The organism is Phycisphaerae bacterium, from assembly GCA_012729815.1.
In the GTDB taxonomy this organism is placed as follows: Bacteria; Planctomycetota; Phycisphaerae; order JAAYCJ01; family JAAYCJ01; genus JAAYCJ01.
Genome location: JAAYCJ010000360.1, coordinates 1 through 26,660 on the forward strand (window position 1 = coordinate 1; position 26,660 = coordinate 26,660).

General features: G+C 64.3%; 16 protein-coding genes. 11 read left to right on the forward strand and 5 right to left on the reverse strand.

What is annotated here, in order from left to right; genetic code table 11:
* Positions 1-62: 62 nt before the first annotated feature.
* The 8 genes from GXY33_22720 to GXY33_22755 all read left to right on the forward strand — a co-directional run bounded on the left by GXY33_22720 (position 63) and on the right by GXY33_22755 (position 8,748).
* Positions 63-410 (forward strand): hypothetical protein, encoded by a 348-nt coding sequence (locus GXY33_22720; GenBank protein ID NLX07966.1) that lies wholly within the window; start codon positions 63-65, stop codon positions 408-410.
* Positions 411-467: 57 nt separating this feature from the next.
* On the forward strand, positions 468-1,619 hold the full coding sequence (locus GXY33_22725) for a PilT/PilU family type 4a pilus ATPase (protein NLX07967.1): 1,152 nt from the start codon (positions 468-470) through the stop codon (positions 1,617-1,619).
* A gap of 103 nt (positions 1,620-1,722) precedes the next feature.
* Positions 1,723-2,868 carry a substrate-binding domain-containing protein gene (locus GXY33_22730; protein ID NLX07968.1) on the forward strand — a complete coding sequence of 382 codons (1,146 nt, stop codon included), beginning with the start codon at positions 1,723-1,725 and terminating at the stop codon, positions 2,866-2,868.
* Complete coding sequence (locus GXY33_22735) at positions 2,855-3,565, forward strand: prepilin-type N-terminal cleavage/methylation domain-containing protein (protein NLX07969.1); 711 nt, start codon at positions 2,855-2,857, stop codon at positions 3,563-3,565. Before GXY33_22730 ends, GXY33_22735 begins: the two co-directional genes overlap by 14 nt.
* 52 nt (positions 3,566-3,617) lie before the next feature.
* Positions 3,618-5,459 carry a hypothetical protein gene (locus GXY33_22740; protein NLX07970.1) on the forward strand — a complete coding sequence of 614 codons (1,842 nt, stop codon included), beginning with the start codon at positions 3,618-3,620 and terminating at the stop codon, positions 5,457-5,459.
* Positions 5,460-5,601: 142 nt separating this feature from the next.
* A complete protein-coding gene (locus GXY33_22745; GenBank protein NLX07971.1) occupies positions 5,602-6,903 on the forward strand; it encodes an MBOAT family protein in 1,302 nt (433 codons plus the stop codon).
* 96 nt (positions 6,904-6,999) lie between these two features.
* Complete coding sequence (locus GXY33_22750; GenBank protein NLX07972.1) at positions 7,000-7,878, forward strand: amidohydrolase family protein; 879 nt, start codon at positions 7,000-7,002, stop codon at positions 7,876-7,878.
* A 168-nt stretch (positions 7,879-8,046) separates the two neighbouring features.
* On the forward strand, positions 8,047-8,748 hold the full coding sequence (locus tag GXY33_22755) for a superoxide dismutase (GenBank protein NLX07973.1): 702 nt from the start codon (positions 8,047-8,049) through the stop codon (positions 8,746-8,748).
* A gap of 13 nt (positions 8,749-8,761) precedes the next feature.
* Here GXY33_22755 and GXY33_22760 read toward each other — a convergent pair whose 3' ends face one another.
* A complete protein-coding gene (locus GXY33_22760; GenBank protein ID NLX07974.1) occupies positions 8,762-9,775 on the reverse strand; it encodes a zinc-dependent alcohol dehydrogenase family protein in 1,014 nt (337 codons plus the stop codon).
* Between the two features lie 353 nt (positions 9,776-10,128).
* Between GXY33_22760 and GXY33_22765 the strand changes: the two genes are divergently transcribed.
* Complete coding sequence (locus GXY33_22765) at positions 10,129-14,538, forward strand: PAS domain S-box protein (GenBank protein NLX07975.1); 4,410 nt, start codon at positions 10,129-10,131, stop codon at positions 14,536-14,538.
* Here the strand turns inward: GXY33_22765 and GXY33_22770 are convergent.
* Positions 14,523-16,013, reverse strand: a complete 1,491-nt coding sequence (locus tag GXY33_22770) for an oligosaccharide flippase family protein (GenBank protein NLX07976.1) — start codon at positions 16,011-16,013, stop codon at positions 14,523-14,525. The two genes, GXY33_22765 and GXY33_22770, sit on opposite strands and share 16 nt — an antisense overlap.
* A 118-nt stretch (positions 16,014-16,131) precedes the next feature.
* On the opposite strand from GXY33_22770, the gene ligA reads away from it, so the two are divergent.
* Positions 16,132-18,162, forward strand: coding sequence for an NAD-dependent DNA ligase LigA (gene ligA, locus GXY33_22775; protein NLX07977.1), 2,031 nt, complete (start codon positions 16,132-16,134; stop codon positions 18,160-18,162).
* Here the strand turns inward: ligA and GXY33_22780 are convergent.
* The 3 genes from GXY33_22780 to GXY33_22790 form a co-directional block, all read right to left on the reverse strand.
* Positions 18,128-20,434, reverse strand: a complete 2,307-nt coding sequence (locus GXY33_22780) for a PAS domain S-box protein (protein NLX07978.1) — start codon at positions 20,432-20,434, stop codon at positions 18,128-18,130. The genes ligA and GXY33_22780 overlap by 35 nt on opposite strands.
* Before the next feature lie 126 nt (positions 20,435-20,560).
* The gene (locus tag GXY33_22785) at positions 20,561-22,432 is read right to left on the reverse strand and encodes a PAS domain-containing protein (GenBank protein NLX07979.1); all 1,872 of its coding nucleotides are present in this window, start codon (positions 22,430-22,432) and stop codon (positions 20,561-20,563) included.
* A 9-nt stretch (positions 22,433-22,441) separates the two neighbouring features.
* Positions 22,442-23,875 carry an extracellular solute-binding protein gene (locus tag GXY33_22790; protein ID NLX07980.1) on the reverse strand — a complete coding sequence of 478 codons (1,434 nt, stop codon included), beginning with the start codon at positions 23,873-23,875 and terminating at the stop codon, positions 22,442-22,444.
* 292 nt (positions 23,876-24,167) lie between these two features.
* Here GXY33_22790 and treY point away from each other — a divergent pair, with 292 nt between their 5' ends.
* Positions 24,168-26,660 carry a malto-oligosyltrehalose synthase gene (gene treY / locus GXY33_22795; protein NLX07981.1) on the forward strand — a complete coding sequence of 831 codons (2,493 nt, stop codon included), beginning with the start codon at positions 24,168-24,170 and terminating at the stop codon, positions 26,658-26,660.

Consider the following 26,660-nt stretch of genomic DNA (forward strand, 5'->3'; position numbering starts at 1 on the left):
CCCGACTGCTACAACCGTGTCGAGCCCATCGAACCCGCTGAACCCGTGCCGGAGGGCCATTCGTGACGGCGGCCCGCCTCGTCCATTTTCCAGCCTTCGTCGATCCCGTCACCTTCGCCCAAAACGTCTACGCCCTGGTCGGCTGCTGGATATGGGTCTTCTTCCTGGTCCTTCTCGCCATTCTGGCTTGGACGGCGGCCAAGATGCTGGCCTGGCGGGCGGAAAAAGAGCATTACGCGATCCGCGCCCGGCGGGAGAAGATCGGTCCCGACGGCCAACCCTATCCGCCCACCGGACGCGGCATCTGCGCCGCGTGCAGCCGCACGTTCGAAAAGGTCTTCGTCCTGCCCTCGGGCCAGAAACTCTGCCGCGACTGCTACCACCGCCGCATCGGCCGCGACGGCCAATAGCGTTTCCTTGCGCCCGGTGGTATACTCAGCGCAGCCGTCGGCAAGCGAGGAACCACCATGTCCGAAAAGCCCACAATCGACACGCCCCTCTACCGCAAAGGCGACGACCGCCAACTGAGCATGCACAACCTGCTCGAATACTTCTCGCAGCAGGGCAAGCTGCGGGTCTCCGACCTGCACCTGAAGGCCGGATGCCCGCCGGTCTACCGGGTCGACGGGCGGCTTCAGCGGATGAAGGGCGAGCCGATGGACAAACAGACCGTCGACGCCCTGGCCCGCGTCCTGCTCTCGGACGCCGAACAGGAACGCCTCGCCGAAGGCGGCTCCGTCGATACCTCCTACATCACCGAGTCGATGCAGTTCCGGATCAACGTCTTTCGCGACAACGACGGCCTCTGCGCCGCCGTCCGGGCTCTCGAAGCCTCCGCCCCGCCCGTCGAGGAAATCGGATTTCCCAACGGCGTGTGGCGCGACATCGTCAATCGCCAGTGGGGACTGGTCCTGATCACCGGGATCACCGGGGCCGGTAAGTCGACCACCATTGCTTCGCTGATCGACCGGATTACCCAAACCCACCCGCGGCGCATCATCACCCTCGAAGACCCGATCGAATACCGCCTCCACAGCCACAAGGCGATCATCTCCCAACGCGAGGTCGGCCGCGACGTCCCCGGCTTTGCCCGCGGTCTGCGCGACTGCCTCCGCGAAGACCCGGACGTCATCTTCGTCGGAGAAATGCGCGACCGCGAGTCCACCACCTGGACCCTCTCCGCCGCTGAGACCGGACACCTGGTCTTCTCCACCCTCCATACCCGCGACGTTCGCGGCACCATCACCCGCATCCTCGACATGTTCCCCCCCGACCAACAGGAAGAGGTGGCCAGCCAACTGTCGCTTGGTCTTGCTTATATTATATCGCAAAAGCTTATCCCAAAGGCCGACGGCGAGGGACGCGTCGTCGCCATGGAGATCCTTAACAATACCTATGCCATGGCCAACCTCATCCGCCTCCGCAAAGCCGAGATGATCTACTCCCTCCTCCAGACCCGCACCAAGGACATCCCCGAAGAGCGGATGGTCACCCTCGAACGCTCGCTGGCCCGCCTCTGCCGCGAAGGCCTGATCGCCCCCCTCGAGGCTGAGCAGTGGGCCAATCACCCCTCAGCCTTCCTCGACGAAATGCAGCAGGTGGGACTGCGCGTTTCCTGATCGCCCGCTACGGCTTCCGACTCGCCCCGACAAAGGGGTTGACACAGAAGCCCGAAACAGTTAGGATGCAAATTAGATACAAGATCGATTCACAGGATCGCCAATGGTCACCACTTCACGTCATCAAGCCAGATTGAAGGTCCGCGACTACCTGGAAAAGCAATTGGTCTCGCTCCGGGCCGGCGAGCCGTTGCCGCCGATACGAACTCTGATGCGGGAGAGCGGGGCCAGCCTGGCCCGCCTCAACGGAATTCTCGATGATCTGGAGGCCCAGGGCCTGATCGAACGGCGTCCGCGGCAGGGGATTTTCAAAGCCGCCGACCTTCGCAGCGGTTCGACCCTCGAACCCTTCGTCGGCCGCTCCGGCGGGTCCGCAACGCTGACCATCGGCGTCATCCTCGACAGTTGGCCGCACGGCGTCAACAACGCCTATCTGGCTGACCTGTTCCGCTATCTCAAGAGACATCTTCGCCGATCCCCCCGGCCGTGCCGATTGGTCTACGAGTTTGTGGAGGCGTTCGGAGAGGAGGGGGGTGAAACGCCGAGACTTCTGACCTCGCCGGGGATCGACGGGGTGATCTTCATGCCGTTCACGCGAGGAGGCTTGGAGTTCCTCAACGGGTGGCGACCGGCCAGCCGACCGGTGGTCTGCTTCGGTCGCGAGCTCCGAAACGATCAGGTCCCGCAAGTCTATGTCGATCACCGCCTCGGCGGGGCCAAGGCGGCTGAGTATCTGCTTCAACTGGGTCACCGGCGGATATGCACCGTCTCATCCGCGATGTTCGAGGGCAGCCCGGACGATCTGCGGCTTCGCGGTTATCGCCAGGTGCTCGAACGATCGGGCGTGCCGATCGACCCGAATCTGACCGTCGAGGCGGAAAACCGCTACGACCAGGTCAATCAGCGGTTGGCCCGCGTCTTCGACCGCGCATCGTCGCCGACCGCGGTGTTCGTGACCGGCGGTGTGCTGATGCCGGCCGTCCTGCACGCACTCGCGTCCCTCGGCAAGACGGTCCCCGCCGACCTCTCGCTGCTCTCGTACGACGACACCGAGGAGAGCCGGACCTACCACCCGCCGATTACCGTGGTCCGTCAGCCGTTGGATCAGGCGATGGGCGTGTTGCTGAATGAAATGCTCAACTGGATCGAGGGCGGACACGACGGCCGAAGGCGGGTAATGCTGCCGCCGGAACTCGTGGTGCGCGAGTCATGCGCGCCCGTGCGGGAAACTGACAATGCTCCGAATTAACGGTTGCCGAAGACTCCGCGGATTCACGCTGATCGAACTGCTGGTCGTCGTCGCGATCATCGCGGTCCTGGTGGCCATGCTGCTTCCGGCCCTACAGGAGGCCCGCCGCCAGGCCCAGGCCACCCAGTGCGCAGCTAACTGGCGCCAGGTGGGAATGTACCTGTCCATGTACGAGAGTGACGAAGGCGGCTATCCCCAGTGCCGCTACCCGGAATACCGCTCGGTCTATTACGGCGGATACAAGGGCTTCGGACTCCTTAAGCCATACGTGGCAGATCCCAGTTGGGTCGACGTGCTCTCGAACGTCAAAGACAGTTGCCTCAAGCGGGGACCGTTCTCCGACCCGACCGGCAAGCCGGACTTCGGCTTCGGTGACCTGATCAACGTCCTGTACGTCCTGCCGTTCACCTCGCCCGGTGCTCAACCGTCCTGGCGGGGCGGCGTGCCGCCGTTCCCGTGGCCGACCCTCGGCTATCGCGACCGACCCAGCACCACCGCATCGAGCGTCTGCGACCTGCGAACCAGTGCAAATCCTTTCTCAGCCGTTCCCCTGATCCCTTACGCCCACAGCGGTGCCGGGGTCAATATCCTTTTCGTCGACGGCCACGTCCGCTGGAAACCGACCGACCTGTTCAAACACGTCGGCTTCTCGGTGCCCGATCCGTGGGTCAAGTACCAGTTGGCGTTGAATGACTGATGCTTGACCCGTACGCGGCCTTGCAGCACGAATTCACAGTAGAGGAAGTATGATGAAACTGGTGACGATTGCGGTACAGGTACTGACGATAGGCCTCATCTGCGGTGCGGCGGAGGCCCTGACGATCGAGGTGCGGACGCCCGAATGGAGCGACCGGAAACTCGCGATGTACCCGCCGCGGGGCATGGCCAAGACGGTTTTCGCGGGCGATGTGGTGGTCCGTGACGCCGCCGAGCCGGTCGAGCTGTGGCTGGTCGTCACGGACGAGAAGAACCGGGAACGCAAGCTTGAGCAGGGAAAGGGCCTCGGCGTGCGGCGCTGGAACGATGGGCTCTATACGCTGCAACTCTACGGCCACGTGCTCAAGGAGTACGGAACCTACCGCGTCTCAGCCTTCGCCAAAGACGCGACGGGAACGACCGCCGAGGCATCGGACTTCGGCACCATCACCTATGCCGAAAAGAAGTACGAACAACCCGAGGACGATCCGATGCGGGCGTGGCCCATGTGGCCGCCGTATCCGCAGTACAACCTCCACCGCCAGGTCTCTCGCAACCAGGCCCAGCCGTTCGTGATCGCCCCGCTCAACCTGACCGACAAGATCACCGACGACTGGTCGATCGAGTTTGATCTCCCGCAAGGAGTGGCGATCATGGACGCGGTCGGCCGCGAAAGCGACTTCTCCCGGCCGACGGTTTCCGCCCCCGAGCCGGTCGATCACGACGGTGTCCACCGTTTCCGGCAGTCGGTCCGCCTGCCCAAGGTCCGGCCCAGTGGACCCAAGACCCGCGAAGCCGACTACGCCCAGCGCGGCGGCATGTGGGCGGTCTGCACCCTGGCGACCGACGAGAGCGCCTCGCTCGGCAAGCACGCCGCCTACTGGCGCGAGACCGTCCCGCCCGCGACCGAACCGGGCCCGTGGCGGGAAATGACCATCGAGGTGCTTCCGCGGGCGGTAGGGAACCCGGACAAGGGGCTGGAGGTCGAAATCTGCAGTTCGTGGCTCCACGTGGTCAGCCCACCCGAACAGGAGGCGATCCTGCGGACCTGGAAGGATATCGGCGTGACGGTGGTCGAATGCGGTCCGCCTTACCAGCGATACCGCACGCGGGGCTTCAAGACGCTCTTCAAGATCGAGCATCCTCTCCTGGTCTGCTGGGACAAGGATCCCAACCACGCCCGAATCAACCGCGACGGCAAAGCCGATGCCAAATGGTGCTGCCCGTCGTACTTCCTCACCGATCCCGCCCGCGAGGTGCTCAAAACGCGGCTGACCGAACTCCTAACCCCGCCTCCCGACGCCTTGCACTACATCGCTGAGAACGCCTCGCCGTGCTACTGCCCGCGCTGCGTCGAAGGCTTCCGCGCACAACACAAAATCGCTCCGGACGCCAAACTCGACGCCGAAACCCTCGACGGCCACTACCACCAAGACTGGCTGACCTTCAACTGCAAACACCTGGCCCAGGTCGCCGCCGCCACCAAGACGGCTATGGCCCGGATCGACCCGAAGATGACCCTCTGGGCCTTCTCCTATCCGCAGATCGACTACGCCCGCAAACGCGGGACCGACTGGCGGTTCCTCGCCGATCCGGTGGACGTGGCCATGATCCCCTGGGGCGTGGGCGAAAAGACCCGCGAGATCATCGGCGGCCGCGCCACGATCCTGGCCCGAGTGATCTTTGCCCCCACACCAGCCGAATACCACCAGTACTTCGACAACACGCTGGCCCGCCACGAGTGCGCCGTTCAGGAACTTCGCCGCTACGTCGAAGCCTCCGGCGGCAACGGCCTGCGCCTGTTTACCTGGCTGAGCATGGAGGGCGGATGGTATCACGCGGTGGCCACGGCCTCCCGCCAAGGCGCCAAGCCTGCGGCCAAGCCCGCCGGATGAGACGTCGGTCATCCCCGCTGCAAACGAAGGAACGATATTTCCCTGGAACATCGCACACTCCCAATTCCGCCGCCGCTTTTGACGTTGCCTGCGCCCCGTCGCCGCACTATCATGGCCGGCGGTCTGATCTGGCGGTTATTCCATGCGTTTCTACCAACACCCGGTATTCGACATCACGCTGCCCGAATGGTGGCGCTATCAGGGCCAGATGCCGCCCGGCGTCGCCTTCTTCGCGCTGCCCGCCCTCGGCGCGCTGCTGGTCCCTCAGCGGTGGATGCGGCCATATCTTCTTGTGACCAGCCTGCTGATACTCTGGCTGACCTTCGGGCATGGCTTTACCCTCGGCATTCTCGCCGCCTGCGTCCTGGCCTGGCTCCTGTGCCTGCTCGCCCGCGCCGCCGTGCGACGAGGCGCCGGTCCGGCGCGCCTGGCCCTGGCGGGGGGGTGGCTCATCGCCAACGGCATCTACTTCGGCCTCTTCGCCACACCGGTCAATCGCGTGCTCGCCGACGCCGGCCACCTCGATATCCTCCTGCTCTGTGGCCCGGCGTTCTTCCTCATCCGGTTCCTCGGCCTCTTTTCCGACATCTGCCGCGGCAAACCCGTTGGTTCGCTGCGGCCCGACCGTTTCGCCCTCTTCTTCCTCTACGCGCCCACCTTCCGACTCGGCCCGGTCACCTACTACGCCTCCATGAACGAACAGATCGACCACTGCAAATCGCGGATCAACAGCCGAAATCTCCGCTTGGGCGGACTGCTGATCGCCCTGGGAATCGGCCAACTGGTCCTCGTGGATGAAGTCATCAACGAGTGGCTGGTCAACCCGTACCACGAGCGGACCTTCTTCTTCACCCTCGGATTCTTCAACGACGCCGCCAACCTGACCTTCGGCCAGGCCCTCCTCGGAACCTATCTGATCGCTTTCCGCTTCCTGCTGGGCTTCTCGGGCTACACCCACCTGGCCATGGGCATCAGCCGCCTCATGGGCATCGATGTGCCGCGCAACTTCGAACGGCCGTACCTCGCCAGCAACATCCGAACGCTCTGGCATCGCTGGCACATCAGCCTCAGCCAGTGGCTCCGCGACTACATCTACATCCCCCTCGGCGGACGAAACCGCCGACTCCTCGCCACCCTCGCCGTCTTCGTCTACTGCATGATGTGGCACCAGCCGACCCTCAACATGCTCATCTTCGCTCTGATCCACACGGGAGCGGTGACAGGCGTGCACGTGTGGCGCGGATGGCTGGAACGCGAAGAGCCCCGTCCGAGTGTGGCCCGGCTGCGGGCGGCACTGGCCAGCCCCGCAGGCTATCTGCTGGGCGTGGCCGCCACCTTCCATTTCTGGTGCCTGACCCTCCTGGTCATGTTCGATCCCAACCACCTGGGCTTGGGCGTCATGCGACGTCTTTTTGTTGATCCCTTCGCAGCGATCCTGCCATAGCTCGGAGAACCATCGAGCGCATCTGCGGATTGTCAAACAGGTATCCCCTGCCTACAATGGACGGGAACTGTGGCTCAAGCGGCAAGGAGAAGACCCATGGCCCGGCGCATCATCGACGTCCACAACCATCCCAATTGGCACGGACACACCATCGACCGTCTCGTCGAGAACATGGATCAATACGGCATCGAAAAGACCTGGCTCCTCTCGTGGGAAATCCCCGACGACGAGTACAACGTCGAGCCCGGATACCACGAGGTCATGGACCCGCGCGGACGAGGCGCCGAGTTCTGGATGATCGTCGAAGGCCTCCAGAAGTACCCAAACCGCTTCATCGGAGGCTGGGCTCCCGACCCCCGCAGCCGATCCGCCCGAGCCCGCCTCCAGGCCGCCGTCAACCTCTACGGCATCAAGGTCTACGGCGAACTCAAGCTGCGAATGCGCTACGACAACCCCGACGCCATCGCCATGTACCGCTTCTGCGGCGGCCTCAAGCTCCCGGTCCTCTTCCACCTGGAACTGCCGCGGTGCGCCATGGACCGCCTCTGCGAAGACCATCGCCAGTGGCCCGCCTGGTACGGCGGTGACATCACCGTGGTCGGCAACATGTGCCGCCAGTGTCCCGAAACGATCTTCATCGGCCACGGACCCGGCTTCTGGCGCGAAATCTCAGCCGACGCCGAAGCCGACCAGAGCAGCTATCCGTCCGGCCCCGTCCAAGCCCACGGCCGCATGACCGAACTGCTCCGCCGCCATCCGAACCTCTACGCCGATCTCTCCGCCGGCAGCGGCGCCAACTCTCTGGAACGCGACCTCGACCACGGCCGGCAATTCGTCCTCGAATTCCAGGACCGAATCCTCTTTGGCCGCGATTACTTCGACCGCCGCCAACTCGACGTCCTTGAAAAACTCGACCTGCCCGACCCGGTGATGGACAAGGTCCTCTGCCAGAACGCCTTGCGGCTCATCGGTTAACGTCCTCAACGCGACGACCGCGCCGCGGCGATTTCCGATCGTCCCTTGCCCTTGGATCGAAACCCGTTACAATGGCGTTCAGGAACATGGCTTGCCAAAGGGTTTCTTGTCCAAAACGGGAGGATCGACATGTCGCGAATGGGGAGACTTCTGGCATTGACGGTGCTGATGACCTTCCTGGTATTCCTGGTAGGAGCCGATCAGGTGAATTCGCAAGAGAACCAACAGCAAGGGCAACAGGCCCAAACGCCCAAACGGGCCGACGTCTACCAGGTCCGCGACTTCTCGCACCTGCTGGGCGCCGAAGGCCTTAACGACAACCTGCTGCAGAACCACTTCAAGCTCTACGAGGGCTACGTCAAGCACACCAACAAGTACCTGCAACTGTTCAGGCAGCTTGACCCGTCCTCCACCGAGTTCGCCGACGTCAAACGCCGCTTCGGCTTCGAATTCGACGGCATGCGCCTGCACGAGCTGTACTTCGAAAACATGGCCAAAGACGCCAAGACGCCGGCCGAAAACTCCCCGCTCCTTAAGGCCATCGCCCAGGAATACGGCGGCTTCGACCAGTGGAAGACCCGTTTTCTGGCAGTGGGGGCCATGCGCGGCATCGGCTGGGCCATCCTCTACGTCGATCCGCGGACCGGCCAACTCGTCAACGATTGGGTCAACGAGCACCACCACAACCACATGGCCGCCTGCGCGCCGCTGCTGGTGATGGACGTCTGGGAGCACGCCTACCTGACCCAGTTCGGCCTGGACCGCAAGCAGTACATGGACGTGTTCTTCAACCATATCGACTGGGACGTCGTCGCCCAGCGCTACCAGGACGTCCAGCGGCAGTGGAAGGAAAAAGAGCCTCAACCGTGAGAAGTGAGGCGTTTCACCCCGGCACAATCTGAATCTTGTAGCTCTCCGGCCGTCCGAACGTCTCGATGGCCTCACCGAACTCATCGAGCGCAAACGTGTGGCTGATCAACGGCCCCAACTCAAGCCGCCCGGCGTTCAACAGATCCACCGCCGCCTGCGTCGTGTTCGGATTGATGAACGAGCCCCGAATTGTCCACTCGTTGACGTAGACCTCGAACGGACTGACCGAGATCCGCTGGTCCGGCGGCGCCACCCCGAAAAACACGATCGTTGCCCCGCGCTTTGCCGCCGTCATTGCCTGCCTCGCCGTTACCGCCAGGCCCGCCGCCTCGATCACCACGTCCGCGCCCTGCGGATCGACTTTGCGGATCTCCTGCGCGGGATCCTGCGACGACGGATCGACCGCCCGGTCGGCTCCGAGTTTCAGCAAGAGCTCCCTTCGCCGCTCGATCGGCTCCGAAACCACCACCGCCGCCGCACCCGCCAGCCGCGCCAACTGGGCTAGAATCGCCCCGATCGCCCCGCCCCCGAGGATCATCACCGTCTGCCCCGGCCGAATTCCCGCCTGCTCTATGCCACGCAACGTGCACGCCAGCGGCTCCACCATCGCCGCGTGAGACAGCGCCACCTGCTCGCCCACGCGGTACACCTGCGACCGCGGCGCCGCGCAGTACTCCGCGAACCCGCCGTCGCGCTTCACCCCGATCGGGTCCAGCTTCTCGCACAAATGCACCTTGCCCGCCCGGCAGTACCCACAGCGGCCGCACACGATGTTCGGGTCCACGCACACCCGATCGCCGGTCCGCAGATCGTCCACACCCGGTCCCACCGCCGCTACCGTCCCCGCCAGTTCATGCCCGGGAATCAGCGGAAAATCGGCTGGATACTCCCCATGCAAAATGTGCAGATCGGTCCCGCAAATCCCACACGCCGCCACCTCGATCAGCACCTCGCCTTCGCCCGCCTCCGGCCGAGGCGCGTCATCCACCGAAAACTCGCCCGCCGACCCAAAAACCACCGCCTTCATGGTATTTCCCTTATAACCCACCAGTGCCAGTCATCCCGATCCTGATGCCGATCGCACCGACGCCTGACACAGCATAAAGACGGATTTAACGCGATGCAACACCGCTGTCGCAGGTTTGTCCAGCACCCGTGACGGCGTATTATTACAAGTAATGACAAGAGAAGGGGGATCGGACTGGAGTTGAGGTAGCCGCCGGGTTAAAATGAGACGTAGCCGGGGGTTCGGCAATCCGCCCTGGGTGGCCCTCGGTCAAGATACGCCCGGATTTGTGGCGCTGGGCAGATCGTCGGTTGAGGACGGTACGACCCTTCTGCCGGTCCTACAAACGCAAGGGGCAAACTCGGGGGTTGGACATGGCCGCGGAAGTCGCGAACAAACCGTCAGGTGCCGGTCGGACCGGACCAACCCTCGGCGGCATGCCGGCTCTGATATGGCTCCTGCCTCTGGTAGTCTTCGTCCTGCTGCTGATCCGCAGCCTCTCGAACTACCGCAGCAGCCAGAATTCAGCCGCCGAACTGACCCGCGACTATACGAGCATGCTGGCTGAGCAGACCGCGCGGCACTGGCAGGCCGTCCTGGAACAACAGGCGGGCGATCTGGCTCTCTTGGCCGATCTGCTCCAGAACCCCTCTGACGATGCGCGCCGTCTGGTGGCCGAAGAGGCCAAGGCTATCGTGGCCCGCGACCCGCCTACGTTTGAGATGATCGGATTCACGCCCGCCGCCCAGCTGGCATCGCCTTCCCATGGCCTCCTGGCTAGCCGGGGAACGCTGCAGTTCGCGGAGACCGAAGACTGCCGCGATGTCCACGATCGCCTGAGCCAAACCGGCAAACCCTGGGCGTGCCGCTCAGCCGAAGCAGTCGGCGGACGCCCGGGAATCACCATTTGGTATCCGGTGTTCTTCCGCGACGGCGGCTCGCAGCGCTACGCCGGGGCGATCACCGGATCCTTCCTGGCCGACCTGCTGATCGGCCAGACCGTCAGGCCTCTCGGTCCGTCGGATCCCTGGTTGACCCTCCGGCTGGATGAACGGGACGTCTACAGCACTAAGGACAAAGGCGTCCGTGTGCCCCAGCCGCTGGCCGAGCTTAAAGCGACTACCACCGTGACCGCTCTGGACCGGCACTGGCAGGTCCAAGCCATGCCCCGGCCCGGCGGGAAGCTCGGCCGTCTGGCTCAGGACAACGCCCGGCGGCTGACCGCCAACGTCGTCCTGTCGCTCCTGATCGTCGGACTGATCGCCTTCTCCTTTGTGGCCATCGGAAAAGCCCGTCGAGGAGAGGTGGCCCTCAGAGAATCGGAACGGCGATACCGGAGTATCTTCGACAACGCCGCCGACGCGGTTCTGCTGCACGATTTCCAGGGCCGCATCCTCGACGCCAATCCGGTCGCTTGTCGGCGCCTCAACTACACGCTCCAGGAGCTTCTCGGCAAGACGATCCTGGAGGTCGACTCACCTGAATCCGCCCGGCAATTCCTGCGGGATATCGAGCGGTTGCGCCGCGAGGGAAGCATCCTCTTCGAAGGCGAACATCTGACCCGCAACGGCCGGCGGGTGCCGGTCGAAATCAATGCCCGGGTGATCGACTATCAGGGAACGCCGACCGTCCTGAGCATCATTCGGGACATCAGCGAACGCAGACACGCGGAACGCGCCCTGCGCGAAAGCGAAACGCGGTTCCGCGAGCTCTTCGGCAGCATCCGCAGCGGCGTGGCGGTCTTCGAAGCCGTGGACGAGGGTGAGGACTTCCTGATCCGCGATCTTAACCCCGCCGCTGAGCAGATCGAGGGCCGGTCCAAAGACCAGATCCTGGGCCGGCGGGTGACCGAGGCGTTTCCCGCCATTCGGCACATCGGCCTGTTGGAGGTCTTTCGACAGGTCTGGCGCACCGGAACTGCTGCGCACCACCCAGCCGCCTACTATGACGACGGACGGATACGCGGCTGGCGAGAAAACTACGTCTACAAGCTGCCGTCCGGCGAGGTTGTGGCGGTCTACGACGACGTGACTGAGCAGAAGCAGGCCGAGGAACGGCTGCGGCTGACGCAGTTCTCGGTGGACCGGGCCGAGATATCCGTCTTCTGGATCGATAAGGATGCTCAGTTCCTCTATGTCAACCAGGCCGCTTGCCGCTCCCTCGGCTATACGCGCGAGGAACTCGAGTCGATGGGCGTCTATGATATAGACCCCGAGTTTCCTCGTGAGACGTGGTCGGACCACTGGGAAAGCGTCAACCAAGCGGGTTCCCGCACGTTTGAGACCGTCCATCAGGCCCGGGACGGGCGGATCTTTCCCGTTGAGATCACCGCCAACTACCTGGAGTTCCGTGGCCGGTCGTGCCACTGTGTCTTCGCCCGCGACATCACCGAACGCAAACGCGTCGAAGAGGCTCTGCGCCAAAGCGAGGAACGCTTCCGCCGGGCCGTCACCGACGTCCCGTTGCCCGTCATCATCCACGCCGAGGACGGCGAAATCCTCCAGGTCAACCGGGCCTGGATCGAAATCTCCGGCTATTCGTCCGAGGACATCCCGACCGTCGCCGACTGGACGGCCAAGGCCTACGGCGGCCAGCGCGAAATGGTCCGGGCCGCCATCGATCATCTCTACCAGCTCGACCGGCGCGAGGCCCAAGACGAATTCGAAATCACGACCCGCAGCGGCGAGAAGCGAATCTGGGATTTCAGCTCCGCCCCGCTGGGCCGTCTGCCCGACGGCCGACGCACCGTCATCAGCATGGCCATGGACGTCACCGAACGCCGCCGCGCCGAAGATGAGTTGGCCAGCCGAAAGAAGTTCATCGAAACCGTCCTCGAAAATCTGCCCATCGGGGTCATGGTGATCTGCGCCGAAACCGGCCCCATCCTGTACCTCAACGCCGCGTTCGTGCAGATGCACGGCTGGCCTCGCGAAGCGCTCCCCGACCGGGAACAACTGCTCGAGTGCCTCTTCCCCGATCCGGAGGCCCGCAGACAGACGCGGGAAAGAATGGATCAAATGATCCTTGCCGTCCCGCGTAAACCGGTCGATTGGGGCGACACCTGCGTCACCACCAGCACCGGTGAGAAGAGAATTATCACCGTGACCGGCATTCCTCTGCCGGAACGAGACACGTGGGTCTTCGCCACGTTGGACGTGACCGAGGAAAGACGCGCCGAACAGGCCCTGCGGGAAAGCGAAGGCAAGCTCCGGAGCATCTTCCTCGCCGCTCCGACCGGCATCGGCGTCGTCCGCCGACGCGTCATTGTTCAAGTGAATGAACGGCTGTGCCAAATGCTCGGCTATGCCGGCGACGAACTCGTCGGAAACAACTCGCGCATGCTCTACCCGACCGACCAGGAGTTCGAACGCGTCGGGCAGGAAAAGTACCGCCAGATCAGCGAAACCGGTGTCGGGACCGTCGAGACCCAGTGGGTGCGAAAGGACGGTCGATTGATCGACGTCCTGCTCAGCTCCGCCAAAATGGACCCAGCCGACCCCGACACCCCCGTCAGCTTCACCGCCCTCGACATCACCGAGCGCAAGCGGGCCGAGGCCCAACTTCACCGCCACATCCAGGAACTCCTCCTGCTCAGCAGCATCACCCGCCAGGCCACCGTCGCCAGATCCATGAACGAAGTCGCCGACGTCGTCCTGCGCGAAATCGTGAACGCGACCGAAGCCGAGGTGGGAATCCTCTATCTGCGGGACAATGATATCCTCCAGCTTCAACGGGTCTACCCTCAGGACGCCCGGTACGCCCAGGTCGGCGCCGGCCTCCACAAGGTCGGCCAGTGCCTCTGTGGACAGGCCGCTGAGGGCAAGGCCGTCTACTCCACCGACATTCACGGCGACCCGCGGTGCGTGTTGACCGAATGCAAGCGGGCGGGCCTGCGGTCCTTCGCCGCGCTGCCCCTGGCCAAGGAGGGGCGGATCATCGGCGTCCTGGGCTTCGCCTCATTCCAGGAACATGATTTCTCCCAGCGTGCGGCGTTTCTCGAAACCGTGGCCAACCAGATCGCCATCATCATCCAGAACGTGCTGCTCCACGAGCGGCTCGCCAGTTACGCCCAGGAACTGGAACAGCGCGTCCCCGAGCGGACGGCCAAGCTCCAGGAGGCCAACCAGGAACTCGAAGCCTTCGCCTACTCCGTCAGCCACGACCTGCGGGCCCCCCTCCGCAGCATCGTCGGGTTCAGCAGTATCGTGATGAACGAAGCCGCGCAAAAACTCGACTCCCGCGACCGCGAAAACCTCCAGCGGGTGGTCGCCGCCAGCCGACATATGAACGAGTTGATCGAGGGCATGCTCCAACTCTCCCGAATGAGCAGGGCCGCCATGCACCGCCGCCAGGTCGATCTCAGCGAGATGGCCCGCGGTATCGCCAAGGAACTCCGCGAACGCAATCCCGATCGCAACGTCGAATTCAGCATTCAGCCGGACGTCACCGTCACCGGCGACGCCACCCTCCTCCAGGTCGTCATGGAAAACCTCCTCGAAAACGCCTGGAAGTTCACCTCCAAACGCGACGCCGCCCGCATCGAATTCGGTGCCGAATCCTCGAACGGCGAGCAGGTCTGCCACGTCCGCGACAACGGCGCCGGCTTCGACATGGAGTACGTCGGCAAGCTGTTCATCCCGTTCAGCCGCCTGCACACCGCCGGCGAATTCGAGGGCACCGGTATCGGCCTCGCCACCGTCCGCCGTGTCATCCAACGCCACGGCGGGCGAATCTGGGCCGAAGGCCGACCGGACCAGGGAGCCACCTTCTACTTCACCCTCTGACGCATTCTGTTCGCGATAACGTCCCGCTCCTCGCGGCTGAACACCACCGTCGTCGCCGTTCCCAAAACCGCCAGGCCCGCCGCGCCCGCCACCATCGCCGCATCCGGAAGCAACAGCAGCAGCGAAGCCGCCGTCAGCAGCACCAACCCGCGCGACACCGGCTGACCCTCCGCCCGCACCAGCACAAGACATACCGCCACCGCCGGCAGACACGATATCGCCGCCGACAGCACCGCCCCGCTCAGCGGATGCTCCGGCCGAACCAACCAGATCACCAGCGCCACGTTAGACCCCAATCCCACCAGCCAACTCCACAGCATCAACCGCGTCTTTTCCACCAAAGCGAAATGCACCGCCAGAAAGCCCAGCGCCGAGGTCAACTGGAAAAACACCACCACCTCCGCCAGTACCTCAGCCGCCGCGGCAAACTCCGACGGCAACACCAACACGATCAGATCGTCCGCCAGAACCAACACCAGCGACAGCGCCAGCAGCCCCGACAGGGCCAGCTTCGTGTAAAGGCCCAGCAACGCGTTCGCCTCCTCCCGCGACCGCGACTCCCACGCCGCAAATGCCGCCGTCGTCACGATCCCCGTCATCGCTGCCGCCAGAATAATCACCACCTGCCCAATCAATCGGGCCCCGGCAAATGCGTCGCTCGCCGCCGCGAACCCGAGCTTCGCCAGATACCACAGCGAGTAGATCTGCCACGCCTGCCAAACGATCCCCGATAGCGCCGCCCACGTCCCAAAACCCAACAGCTTGCCGCCCAGACCCTCCGCGTCCGCCGCCTCCCCCTCCGCCGAACCGTCCGGCAACCCGCGACGCAAAAACGCCCCCCAGATCACGCTCGGAACCACCATCGCCACCAGGTACGCCCACACCACGCTCGCCGCCGTCGGCGCCACCGCCCACGCCGCCACCAGCGACAACACCAGGAACAGCACGCCGTGAACCACCTCCATCGCCGCCAGCGCCGGGAACATCCGCAGCCCCTTGAGCACCGAGACCACCAGGAAGTACACCACGATCGCACCGATCGCGCCCGCCGTCGCCCGCCCCAGCGAAGCCGCCGCCACCGCGTCGAACTCCGGCGATCCGAACAACATCGCCCCCAACGGACCCGCCAGCACCACCAGCACCGCCACCGACGGCCCCGCAATCAGCGCCAGCAGAACAACCGATCGCCGCAGAAAACCCCTCAGCCGACCCCGCTGCTCGTACTGCGGTGCGTACCGCGTAATCGCCTCATTGATCCCCAGCGACACCAGCGGAGCCAGGATGTTGATCACCTGCGTCGCCACCGCCAGCAGGGCGAACTGACCGGCGCTGCCCGCCAGCAGCCACGCCAGAACCAACCCGCGAACGAAACTGATCCCACGGTACAGGAACGTCGCCGGGACGTACGTCCGCAACGACCGTCCCACCCCGGCCGACGCGAACATCCCGCCGCTGCTGATCTGCTTGCCGTCCATCAACAACGATTATCGGCATCCGACCCCGCCCTGACAAGACGGCAAATCCGATTGGCCCAGCCGCCCGCCTCCTCTATAATAACCGTTCAACGTTCATGCGGCGGCAAAGGAGGCCGGCATGGTCCAAAGCGACCCGGTTGCGGAACAGATCGAACGCCTGCGCGAGCAGATCCACCATCACGACCACCTCTACTACACCCTCGGCTCGCCGGAAATCTCCGACCGCGACTACGACCGCCTCATGCAGCAGCTCAAGGAACTCGAAAAACAACGCCCCGACCTGATCACCCCCGACTCCCCGACCCAGCGGGTCGGCGAACAACCCGCCGATGGCTTTCCCAAGGTCCGCCACGACCTCCCGATGCTCTCCATCGACAACACCTACAGCGTCGGCGAACTCAGGGAATTCCACCGCCGCGTCCTCAAGGGCCTCGAAACCGAGCAGGTGGACTACGTGGTCGACCCCAAAATCGACGGCGTCGCCGTCACCCTACGCTACGAAAACGGCACGCTCGTCCTCGGCGCCACCCGCGGCGACGGCGAAGTCGGCGACGACGTGACCGCCAATATCAAAACCATCCGCACCGTCCCGCTGCGACTCCGCGGCAAGGGATGGCCCGAAATCCTCGAGGTGCGAGGCGAGGTCTACTGGCCGCGACGAAGCTTCGTCGAATTCAACCGCCGCCGCGAGCAGGAGGGTGAAACGCCGCTGGCCAACCCGCGAAACGCCACCGCCGGCACCCTCAAGCTCCTCGACTCGCGAATCGTGGCCAAACGCGGCCTGGCCTTCTGCGCCCACGGCTTCGGCCGCGTCGAACCGCTCCCAGCCCAGACCCATTACGACCTGGCCCTTGCCGCCTCGCGATGGGGCATCACGGTCAACCGCGACCTCAAGCGGATCGGCGACTTCGACCAGCTCGTCGCCGTCATCACCGCCTGGGAGGCCAAACGCGCCGATCTCGACTACCAGACCGACGGCATGGTCGTAAAAATCGACCGCTTCGACCTGCGAGAGCGGCTTGGAACGACCTCCCGCGCCCCGCGCTGGGTCATCGCCTACAAGTACGAAACCGAGCAGGGCGTCACCGTCGTTCGGGACGTCCGCTGGCAGGTCGGCAAACTCGGCACCCTCACCCCCGTCGCCCACCTCGACCCCGTCTGGATCGCCGGCACCACCGTCAGCCGCGCCAGCCTCCACAACGCCGATCAGATCCAGCGACTCGGCGTCCGTATCGGCGACACCGTCATCGTCGAAAAGGCCGGCGAAATCATCCCCCAGGTCGTCTCCGTGGTCCAGGATCAGCCCCGAGGCCACGCCGAAATCGTCCCGCCAACCCGATGCGTTGTCTGCGACGGACCCGTCGAAAAGGACGCCGGCGGCGTCTACCTCCGCTGCCTGAACCCTTCATGCCCTGCCCAGCTCAAGGAACGACTTCGCTACTTCGCCTCGCGAGACCTGATGGACATCGAAAACCTCGGCCCCGCCCTGATCGACCAACTGGTCGACAAAAACCTCGTCCGCGAATTCGCCGACCTCTACCAACTCACCGAACAGCAACTGATCGACCTCGAACGCATGGGCCAAAAGTCCGCCCAAAACCTCGTCAAAGCGATCACCGCCAGCAAAACCCGCGACCTGCCGCGGGTGATGGGGGCCCTCAACATCCAGCACGTCGGAATCACCACCGCCGAACTGCTGGCCAAACACTTCAGGACCATGGACGCCTTGATGGACGCCTCGCTGGAAAGCCTCGAAGCCGTGCCCGACGTCGGACCCGTCGTCGCCCAGAGCATCCACGACTTCTTCCGCACCGACCACGGCCGCCAGGCCGTCAACCACCTCCGCGACGCCGGCGTCAACATGCGACTGATCGCCGAACCGACCGCGCCGGCCGCCTCGCCCATCGCCGGAAAAACCCTCGTCGTCACCGGCACCCTCGAAAAGTTCTCCCGAAACGAAATCGAAGCCCTCATCAAAAAACTCGGAGGCAAAGCCGCCTCCAGCGTCAGCGCCAAAACCCATTACCTGATCGCCGGCCAAAACGCCGGCTCAAAGCTCGACAAGGCGAAAAAACTGGGAGTCGAAATCCTGACCGAGGAGGATTTCCTCAAGCTTATTGGCGGGCCGAATCCGCCGCCCCAAGCGTAAAGTAAAACGTCGCGCCGCGATCCGGTTCGCTCTGGGCCCAGATCCGGCCGCCGTGACGCTGGATGGCCTTCTGCACCATCGCCAGCCCGATGCCCAGTCCGTTCGACTGTCCCGGCGAATGGAGATGCTGGAACGCCTTGAACAGCTTCCCCGCGTAGGCCATGTCAAACCCCACGCCGTTGTCGCCAACAAAGTAAACGCGCTCATCCGCATTCTCAGCCGTCCCGAACGCGATCCGGGCCGTCTCCCGCACGCCGCTGAACTTCCACGCGTTCGTCAGCAGATGCTCCATCACCACCGCGATCAGGTCCGGATCCGCCATCGCGCAGATCCCGTTGTCGATCGAAAACTCCACCCGCCGCGGCGGGTCCGTCGCCTGAAGCTGCCCAGCGATCGTCCACGCCAGATCGCTCAGGTTCACCGGCCGGCGCGCCGTTTCCTTCTGTGAGAGGCGGGCCAGATCCAGCAGGGCGTCGATCAACTTCCCCATCCGCACGCTCACTTCGCCCGCACGCTCCAGGTAGCGCCGCCCTTGTTCGTCGAGTTGCTCGGCGTGCTCCTCGCCCGCGATCCCCAACAACCCGCTGATCGCCCGAAGCGGCTGGGTCAACTCGTGGGCCACCGAGTGCGAAAACGCCTCCAGCTCCGCCGTCCGCTCGCGAACCCGCGCCTCCAGATGCTCGTTGAGCCGCCGAATCTGCTCCTCCGACCTCTTGAACTCCGTGATGTCCACCGCCACCCCCAAAAGACAATCCGGATTGCCGCGGATCGACATCGGAATCTTGACCGTCCGATACCAGCGCACCGAACCGTCCGGCATCGTCAGCGTCTCTTCCGGAATATGCCTGACCTTCTTCTGCTCGATTACCTCCAGGTCATCCCGCCGGAACCGCTCAGCCTCCTGTGGCGTGGCCGCTGACGACGGGACAAAGTCCATATCCGTCTTGCCCACCATTGCCTCCGGAACCGTCCCGTGGACCCGCGACATCTCCTGATTAACCAGCAGGTATCGACCCTCGCGGTCCTTGATGAAAATGCAGTTCGGTACCGTGTCGATCACCCGCCGAAGCAGTGCCTCGCTCTCCTGAACCGCCTGCTCGGCCCGCACCCGCTCCGAAATGTCGTGAAATACCTCCACCGTGCCCGTCAGACGCCCCTCCTCGTCCATAATCGGCGAGGCGCTGAACACGAAGTGGCCCCCCAGGTGCGGCTCATGAATCTCCGTGCTGTAGGACTTCTGGTCCTCCAGGGTCTTCGCGTGCGGGCAGTGGGCCGGCGGATGGTCGGTACCGTGAAGCAGCCGGTAGCAGGTCTGACCGACGGCCTGCTCGGCTGGCACTCCCGTCCGCTCCGCCATGGCCCGGTTGATCTTGACGATCCGGTTCTGCGCGTCCACAATGACGATCGGGTCCGGCGCCGCGTCGAACGTCCGCTCCCATTCCTCGCGACTCCGACGCGCGACCCGCTCAGCCTCCTTGTGCGAGCTGATGTCCCGCGACGTCGAAACCACCAACTCCACCTCGCCGCTGCTTCCCCGCACCGGAGCCAGCACGTACTCAAAGTGCCGTTCGCCGTCGACGCTCGGAAAGGTCGCTTCGCCGACGATCCTCGTCCCGGTCGCGAAAACGGACCGGACCTCTACCTCCACCCGCTCCATGACCTCCGCCGACAGCTTCAGCTCCCGCCAGCTCTTGCCGATCATCTGATCCGGCCCCAATCCTACCGTCCTGGCCCCCGACTCGTTGACGTAGGCGAACCGCCCGCGCCGGTCGTAGACGTACAGGCTGTCCGCCGACGCCGACAAAATCGCGTCCAGCGTCGCCGCCTGCTGCCGGACCTTCGCCGCCAGACGCGCCAGACGCGCTTCGGTGTCCTTCCGCTCCGTGATGTCGCGGACCGCCACCACCCGCGCCGCACGCCCCTGATACGTCATGTGCCGGGGATAAAACTTGATCGGAAAGCTCGTCCCGTTCTTCCGGAGCCCGACGCTCTCGTACGGATCCTCATTACCCGACTCGACCCGCTGATGCACCTCATCGCGATGGCCCGCCGCCACCAGGCCCAGCAGCTCCGCCCCGATCAGCTCCGGCGCGTCATACCCGAACATCCGCGATGCCGCTTGATTCACGTCAATGATCCGGCCGTGGTCGTGCACCACGATCCCCTCGAATGCCGCCTCGCACAGATCCTTGAACCGCTGCTCCGGTCCGCTGTTGATGTCGGGAGACCGGTTGTCCACCGCCTGTAAATGGTTGTGATCGCTGCTGCTCATTACCGCTATCCCCGTTCGCAGCGATCCTGACAAAACGCCAAAGCCCGCTTAAGGCGCCCGCGACCGCCGCGCTGGACTATTGAAATCATATCCCTCACCCTCCCGGATTTCCGCGTAAGCGCCATCCTATAGTGTGAAGTGGAACGTGGCGCCTGCGCCCACCCGCCCTTCGGCCCGGATCGATCCGCCGTGCCGCCGGATGATCCGCTGCACCGTGGCCAGCCCAACCCCAGTGCCCTCGAACTCCGAGACGCTGTGAAGCCGCTCGAACGGTTTGAACAGCTTGTTCGAGAACGCCATGTCGAACCCCGCCCCGTTGTCCCGGACAAAAAAACTCCGACCGTTCGATGAGGCCTCCAGGCCGAACTCGATCCTCGCCTTCTCCGTCTTGGCGGTGAACTTCCACGCATTGCCCAGCAGGTTCTCCAGTACGATCCTCAGCAGGTGCGAATCCCCCTCCACCGTCAGGCCCGGCTCGATCACAAACTCAGCCTCCCGCTCCGGTTGGCCGGCCAGAAAGCCTTCCGCGATCGCCTGGGCCATCGCGCTCAAATCCACCTGCTCCTGCTCCATCGCCATCCGCGTCACCCTCGCCAGCTCCAGCAGGTCGTCGATCAACTGCGCCATGTACTGGCTGTTGCGACGCATCCGTTCCAGATAGCCTCTCCCCTCTTCGTCAAACGCACCCCCGTACTCGTCGAGCAGGATCTTGCTGAACCCGTCGATGATCCGCAGAGGAGCCCGCAGGTCGTGCGACACCGAGTACGAAAATGACTCCAGCTCCCGGTTCGCCTCGCGAAGCTCCGCCGTCCGGGCCGCCACCCGCCGCTCCAGCTCCTCGTTGAACTGCCGAACCTGCTCCTCCCGCTCCTTGATCTCGGTCAAATCCGTCATGATCAGCCCCATCCCGTCGCCGACCTTGAACGCCTTGACCGCCATCCGACGCTCGCCCGCCGCCGACGCCACCCGCACGTCCTCCGCATAAAACGGCTGACCCGTCCTCACCACGTTCGCGTACAGGCTGTAACGCCCGCTGGTTCTGAGTTCCGGAACCACCTCGGAAAAATGCCGCCCCACCAGATCCTCCCGCGAACGCCCCGACAGCCGCAACCCCGCCTCGTTGACCTCCACGATGTTCAACTCCGAGTCGAACAGGGCGAACACGTCCGTCGCCGAAGCCATGAAACCCGCCAGTCGTTCCTCGCTCTCCCGCAGCGTCGCCTCCACCCGCTCCCGCTGTCCGATATCCGCCCCCAATTGCGCCACCGTCCCGGCCAACTTCGCCGACATCGAATTGATGCCTTCCTGCAGCATGCCGATCTCGTCCCGCGAATTGACCCGGCAGATCGCCGCTCCTAATTCCCCGCCCTCCACCCGCTTAACGCACGCCAGAGTGTCCCCGATCCGCCGCGTCACCACCCGCCGCATCAGCAGAACCTCCACCGCCGACGTCGCCAGCACGCAAATCGCCGTCCCCGCCCAGAACAGCAGCGAAATCATCCGTTTCTTCGCCTGAGCCTGGGCCAGGCTTGACTTGATGTACAGGAACCCGATCAGCCGCCCGTCCTCCAGCCGCAGCGGAGTCAGACTGACCAGCACCTCCGCCTCGCCGTCCCCGCTCGGAACCACCTGCGGGGCGAACACGTTCGCGCTCAGCATGTCCGGCCACTCCACCGCCGCGACTTCCGAAATCCGCCGGCCGATATGCGCGGGATTCAGCGAGTAGTACACCTGCTGGTTCATCCCGATCACCATCGCCTCCATCAGCTCCCCGCCCACCAGATCCTCCATGACCTGCTCGCTGTTGACCGACTCGTAGCTCAGCACCCCCTGCATCATCAACTCGCCCGGAATCCGAATCCGCGACACCGTCCGCCGATCCACCTCGTCGCTGAACCGCTGAATGTACCAGTACCCCATCCCCAGCAGCGCGATCAGCTCAACGCTGACGATGATAAAACCGATCTTGAAAATCAGACTATCGCTCAGCCGTCGCATCGTCTCGCCCTATCGGCACAACGCCATGATCCGATCGTACGCCTCCTCCGCGCTCGTCTCGCCGGTCAGAATAAGGATCAACTCCGCCTCGATCTCCCGCTGCAATCCCCAGTTCTCCCGTCCCAGCAGATACCCAGCCGTCGACGAGTAATCCACCCGCGAGACGTACCGCCGCCCGACGTCCTCCACGAACCGCTCGAACACGTCCGAACTCCACGCCGGACTCGCCAGATGACCGCGCAGGCCCGTCGGATTCTTCGTGTAACGCACCCACTTCTCCGCGATCGCCGGACGACTCCAGAACATCACCAGATCGATCGCGTGCTCCCGGTTCGCAGTCGCCTTCATCACCGCCCACGTCGGCAGGTATCCGCCCAGATAGTGATCCGTCTCACCGAATGCCGGCAGCTCCACCGGCGCCATCTTCTTCATCTTCTCCGGATTCATACCCCGCCAATGGCTGTACATCCACGTCCCGTTCACGTAAAACAACGCCGCGTCGTTCAGCACCAGCCCCCGCGTCGCGAACCACTGGTTCTCCCCGTGCGACGCGATCAGCGGATCGTACCGACCCAACGCCTCGAACGCCGCCAACGTCCGACGCAAAGCCGCCAGCTTCTCCGGTGACGACTCCTCCCGTTTGCCCTCCTCAAAGCTCAGTAGCGACTTGACCAGACGCTGGAACAAAATCTCCATCGTAACCCAGTCCGACGATTCGTAAAACGCCGCCACTCCCTCCTTGTGGTTCCGGTTGTACTCGGCGACCGCCCGCACATATCCCAGCAAATCCTCGAACGTCATTCCTGCCGGCTTGATCGTCAGGCCCAGACGCCGCGCCACGTCCTGGTTGTACCACAAAGCATAGTAGTACCCCTCGATGTACGGCCCGGTCAGGATCCCGCCCGTCTGGTTGCGATACGCCGGATCGGCGATGATGAACGGCTTCTGCGTCTCGGCGAACCCCGGTATCTCCCTGAAATCCACCAGGTGCTTCGCTCCCCAATCCGGGTCGCTCAGTTCCTCCGCGACGTATTCATAGGTCCGCGGCTCAAGCCACAACACGTCCCACTCAACCCGTCCGCTGCGGATCATCGCCGCGACAAACCGCGCCGTCTCCAGGTGCCCGCGAGACCCCATGATCTCCTGCGGAAACTTCAGGTTCACCTCGATCCCCTGGTGCAGGAACCCGAACTCCGCTGCGACCTCGCGAACCAGCGACTCCCGCTTGTCCTCGCCCAGCCAGTGGCCCATCCAGTTCACCCGGCCCCTCGGCTCCGACGGAACTGTCGCCAGGCCCGCCGGCCAGCAGAACGGCTCGAACCCGCCCGAAGGCCCCCGTTCCCCGGGAGTGCTCCATATCCATAAGGCGGCCACGACGATCGCTCCGAGCGCCGTCCCTCCCGCGATCATCAGAACCCGCAGTGGTTTCCCTCGACGTCCCATGACTCACTCCACCCCAATACCGGAGCAAGCCCGATTACCCGATGTCACGCAATCCCTTCGCCCGCAAACGTCGCAGCGAATCGATATGCGGATGGCGATCCCCCTCTTTCTTATTCTTAGCGTTCATCGTCCGGCAATCAAACAATATCCACGAGAGCCAAAACAACTCGGCGGCCTTGGATTTGCAGCGGCTGGGACGAAAACGCCGGCTCCGCTGCACTTCCGCGAGAGCGGACATTTGCCTGCCGAAGCCCAGCCGGGTACAATAGCATCGAGACAGGGGGGCGTTGCGATGGCCGGACATGCGCTGCGGGGAACGTACCGTCTTCAGTTGGGCGGCGGATTTGGCCTCTCCGAGGCGGAGAACCTCGCCGACTACCTCTCCGAACTGGGCGTTAGCCATCTCTACACCTCCCCGCTGCTTCAAGCCGCTCCGGGCAGCGAGCACGGCTACGACGTGGTCGATCACCGAACCGTCAACCGCGAACTCGGCGGCCAAGCCGGTCACCAGCGTCTCGTCAAAGCTCTGGCACGCCGACGCCTCGGGCTCGTGGTCGACATCGTGCCGAACCACATGGGAATCGCCAGCCGCGAAAACCAACTCTGGTGGGACGTCCTGACCCGCGGCCGATCAAGCCCCTACGCACCTTACTTCGACATCCACTGGGACATCCAGTCGCCGGGACTGACCGGAAAAATCCTGCTTCCCATACTCGCCGATCACTATGGCCTGGAACTGGAAAAAGGCGATCTTTGTCTGGCCCGGGCCGGCGACCAAGTCGTCGTCCAATACCACGACCACCAGCTTCCCCTCTCACCGGAAACCCGGGCCGAACTGCACAGCGAGGGCGACGAACTGGACCGCCGGATCGCCGCCGTCAACCGTGACCTCGAACGCCTCGATGCCATCCTGCGCCGCCAGCACTATCGCCTGGCCTGGTGGCGGCTGGGATCGGAGCTCCTGAATTACCGCCGGTTTTTCGCCATCGACACCCTCGTCGCCCTTCACATGGACCGCCAGGACGTCTTCGACTGCGCCCACAAGCTGCCCCTGGAATGGCTCGCCTCCGCCCAGGCCGACGGCCTGCGGGTCGACCATCCCGACGGCCTCCGCGACCCGCAAAGCTATCTCCAACGCCTGCGAAACCGCGCCGGCGATGCCTGGATTGTCGTCGAGAAAATTCTCGCCCCCGACGAGAAATTGCCGGCCGATTGGCCGGTGGCCGGAACTACCGGCTATGACTTCCTCAACCAGGTCTCCGGCCTCTTCGTCGATCTCGCCGCACGCCAGCCGCTGACCGACCTCTACGTCCGCTTCACCGGTGTCAAAACGAACTACGCGGAACTCGCCCGGCAGAACAAACTGCTCCTGCTGACCACCGAGTTCGCCCCCGACGTCGCGCGGGTAGGGGGGCTGCTGGCGGAAGTCTGTGAGGGCCATCGACGCTTTCGCGACTACGGCCCACGAACCCTTCAAGCGGCGGTCGCCGAACTCGCAGCCGATTTCCCCGTCTACCGCAGCTACGCCGACCCACAAACCGGCCAGGTCAGCGATCAGGACCTCGCCAACATCCGCCAGGCCGTTGACCACGCCAAACGCCACCGCGCCGACCTCGACCCGCGGCTCTTCGAATCCCTCGCCGACCTGCTGACCCTCCGCCTGACCGGCCCGGCCGAAGCCGAATTCGTCTACCGCTTCCAGCAGCTCTCCGGGCCCGCCGCCGCCAAGGGCATCGAGGATACCGCCTTCTATCGCTACAACCGCCTCGTCTCCCTCAACGAGGTCGGCGGCGACCCCGACCGCTTCGGCACCCCGCTCGAGACCTTCCACGCCTGGTGCCGCCACATGCACCAACACTGGCCGCGCGGCATGCTGACCACCTCCACCCACGACACCAAACGCAGCGAGGACGTCCGGGCTCGCATCCACGTCCTCACCGAAATGGTCCCAGCCTGGGATGACGCCGTCTCCCGTTGGTCCGCGATGAACCGCCAACACCGCACCGGCGACTGGCCCGACCCTAACCTCGAGTACCTTCTCTACCAGAACCTGGTGGGGGCCTGGCCGATCACCGTCGACCGCATGACCGCCTTCGCCGCCAAGGCGATGCGCGAAGCCAAGGAACACACCGACTGGAAAACCCCAAACCAAGCTTACGAATCAGCCGTCCTGCGCTTCGTCACGGCAGCGATGGAGTCTCGCGATTTCCGCGAAGACCTCGCCGCCTTCGTCGTGCACATGACAGTGCCCGGCTGGATCAACGCCCTCGCCCAGACCCTGATCAAGTACACCGCCCCCGGCGTCCCGGACCTCTACCAGGGAACCGAACTCTGGGATCTGAGCCTCGTCGACCCCGACAACCGACGGCCGGTCGACTACGACTTGCGCCGAAAACTCCTGCGGGAACTGGCCAACCTGAGCATCGACGAAATCTGGACCCGCGCCGACGAAGGCCTCCCCAAACTCCTGGTCATCCAACGCGCGCTCGCCCTCCGCGCCCGACGACCCGAAGCCTTCGACAAAGGTCCATATCACCCGATCCAAGCCCACGGCGCCCGCCGCGAGCACGTCGTGGCCTTCACCCGCGGAGACGAAATCGCCGCCCTCGTGCCACGCCTGACCCTCCGCCTCGCGGGCCGATGGGACGACACATCAATCGAGCTTCCGACGGGCCGCTGGATCGACCAGTTCACGAACCACGAACACCGGGGCGGACGACGCCGAGTGGAAGACCTGCTGGCCCGCTTCCCCGTCGCCCTGCTCTCTCGCGAAGGGGGAAACTGA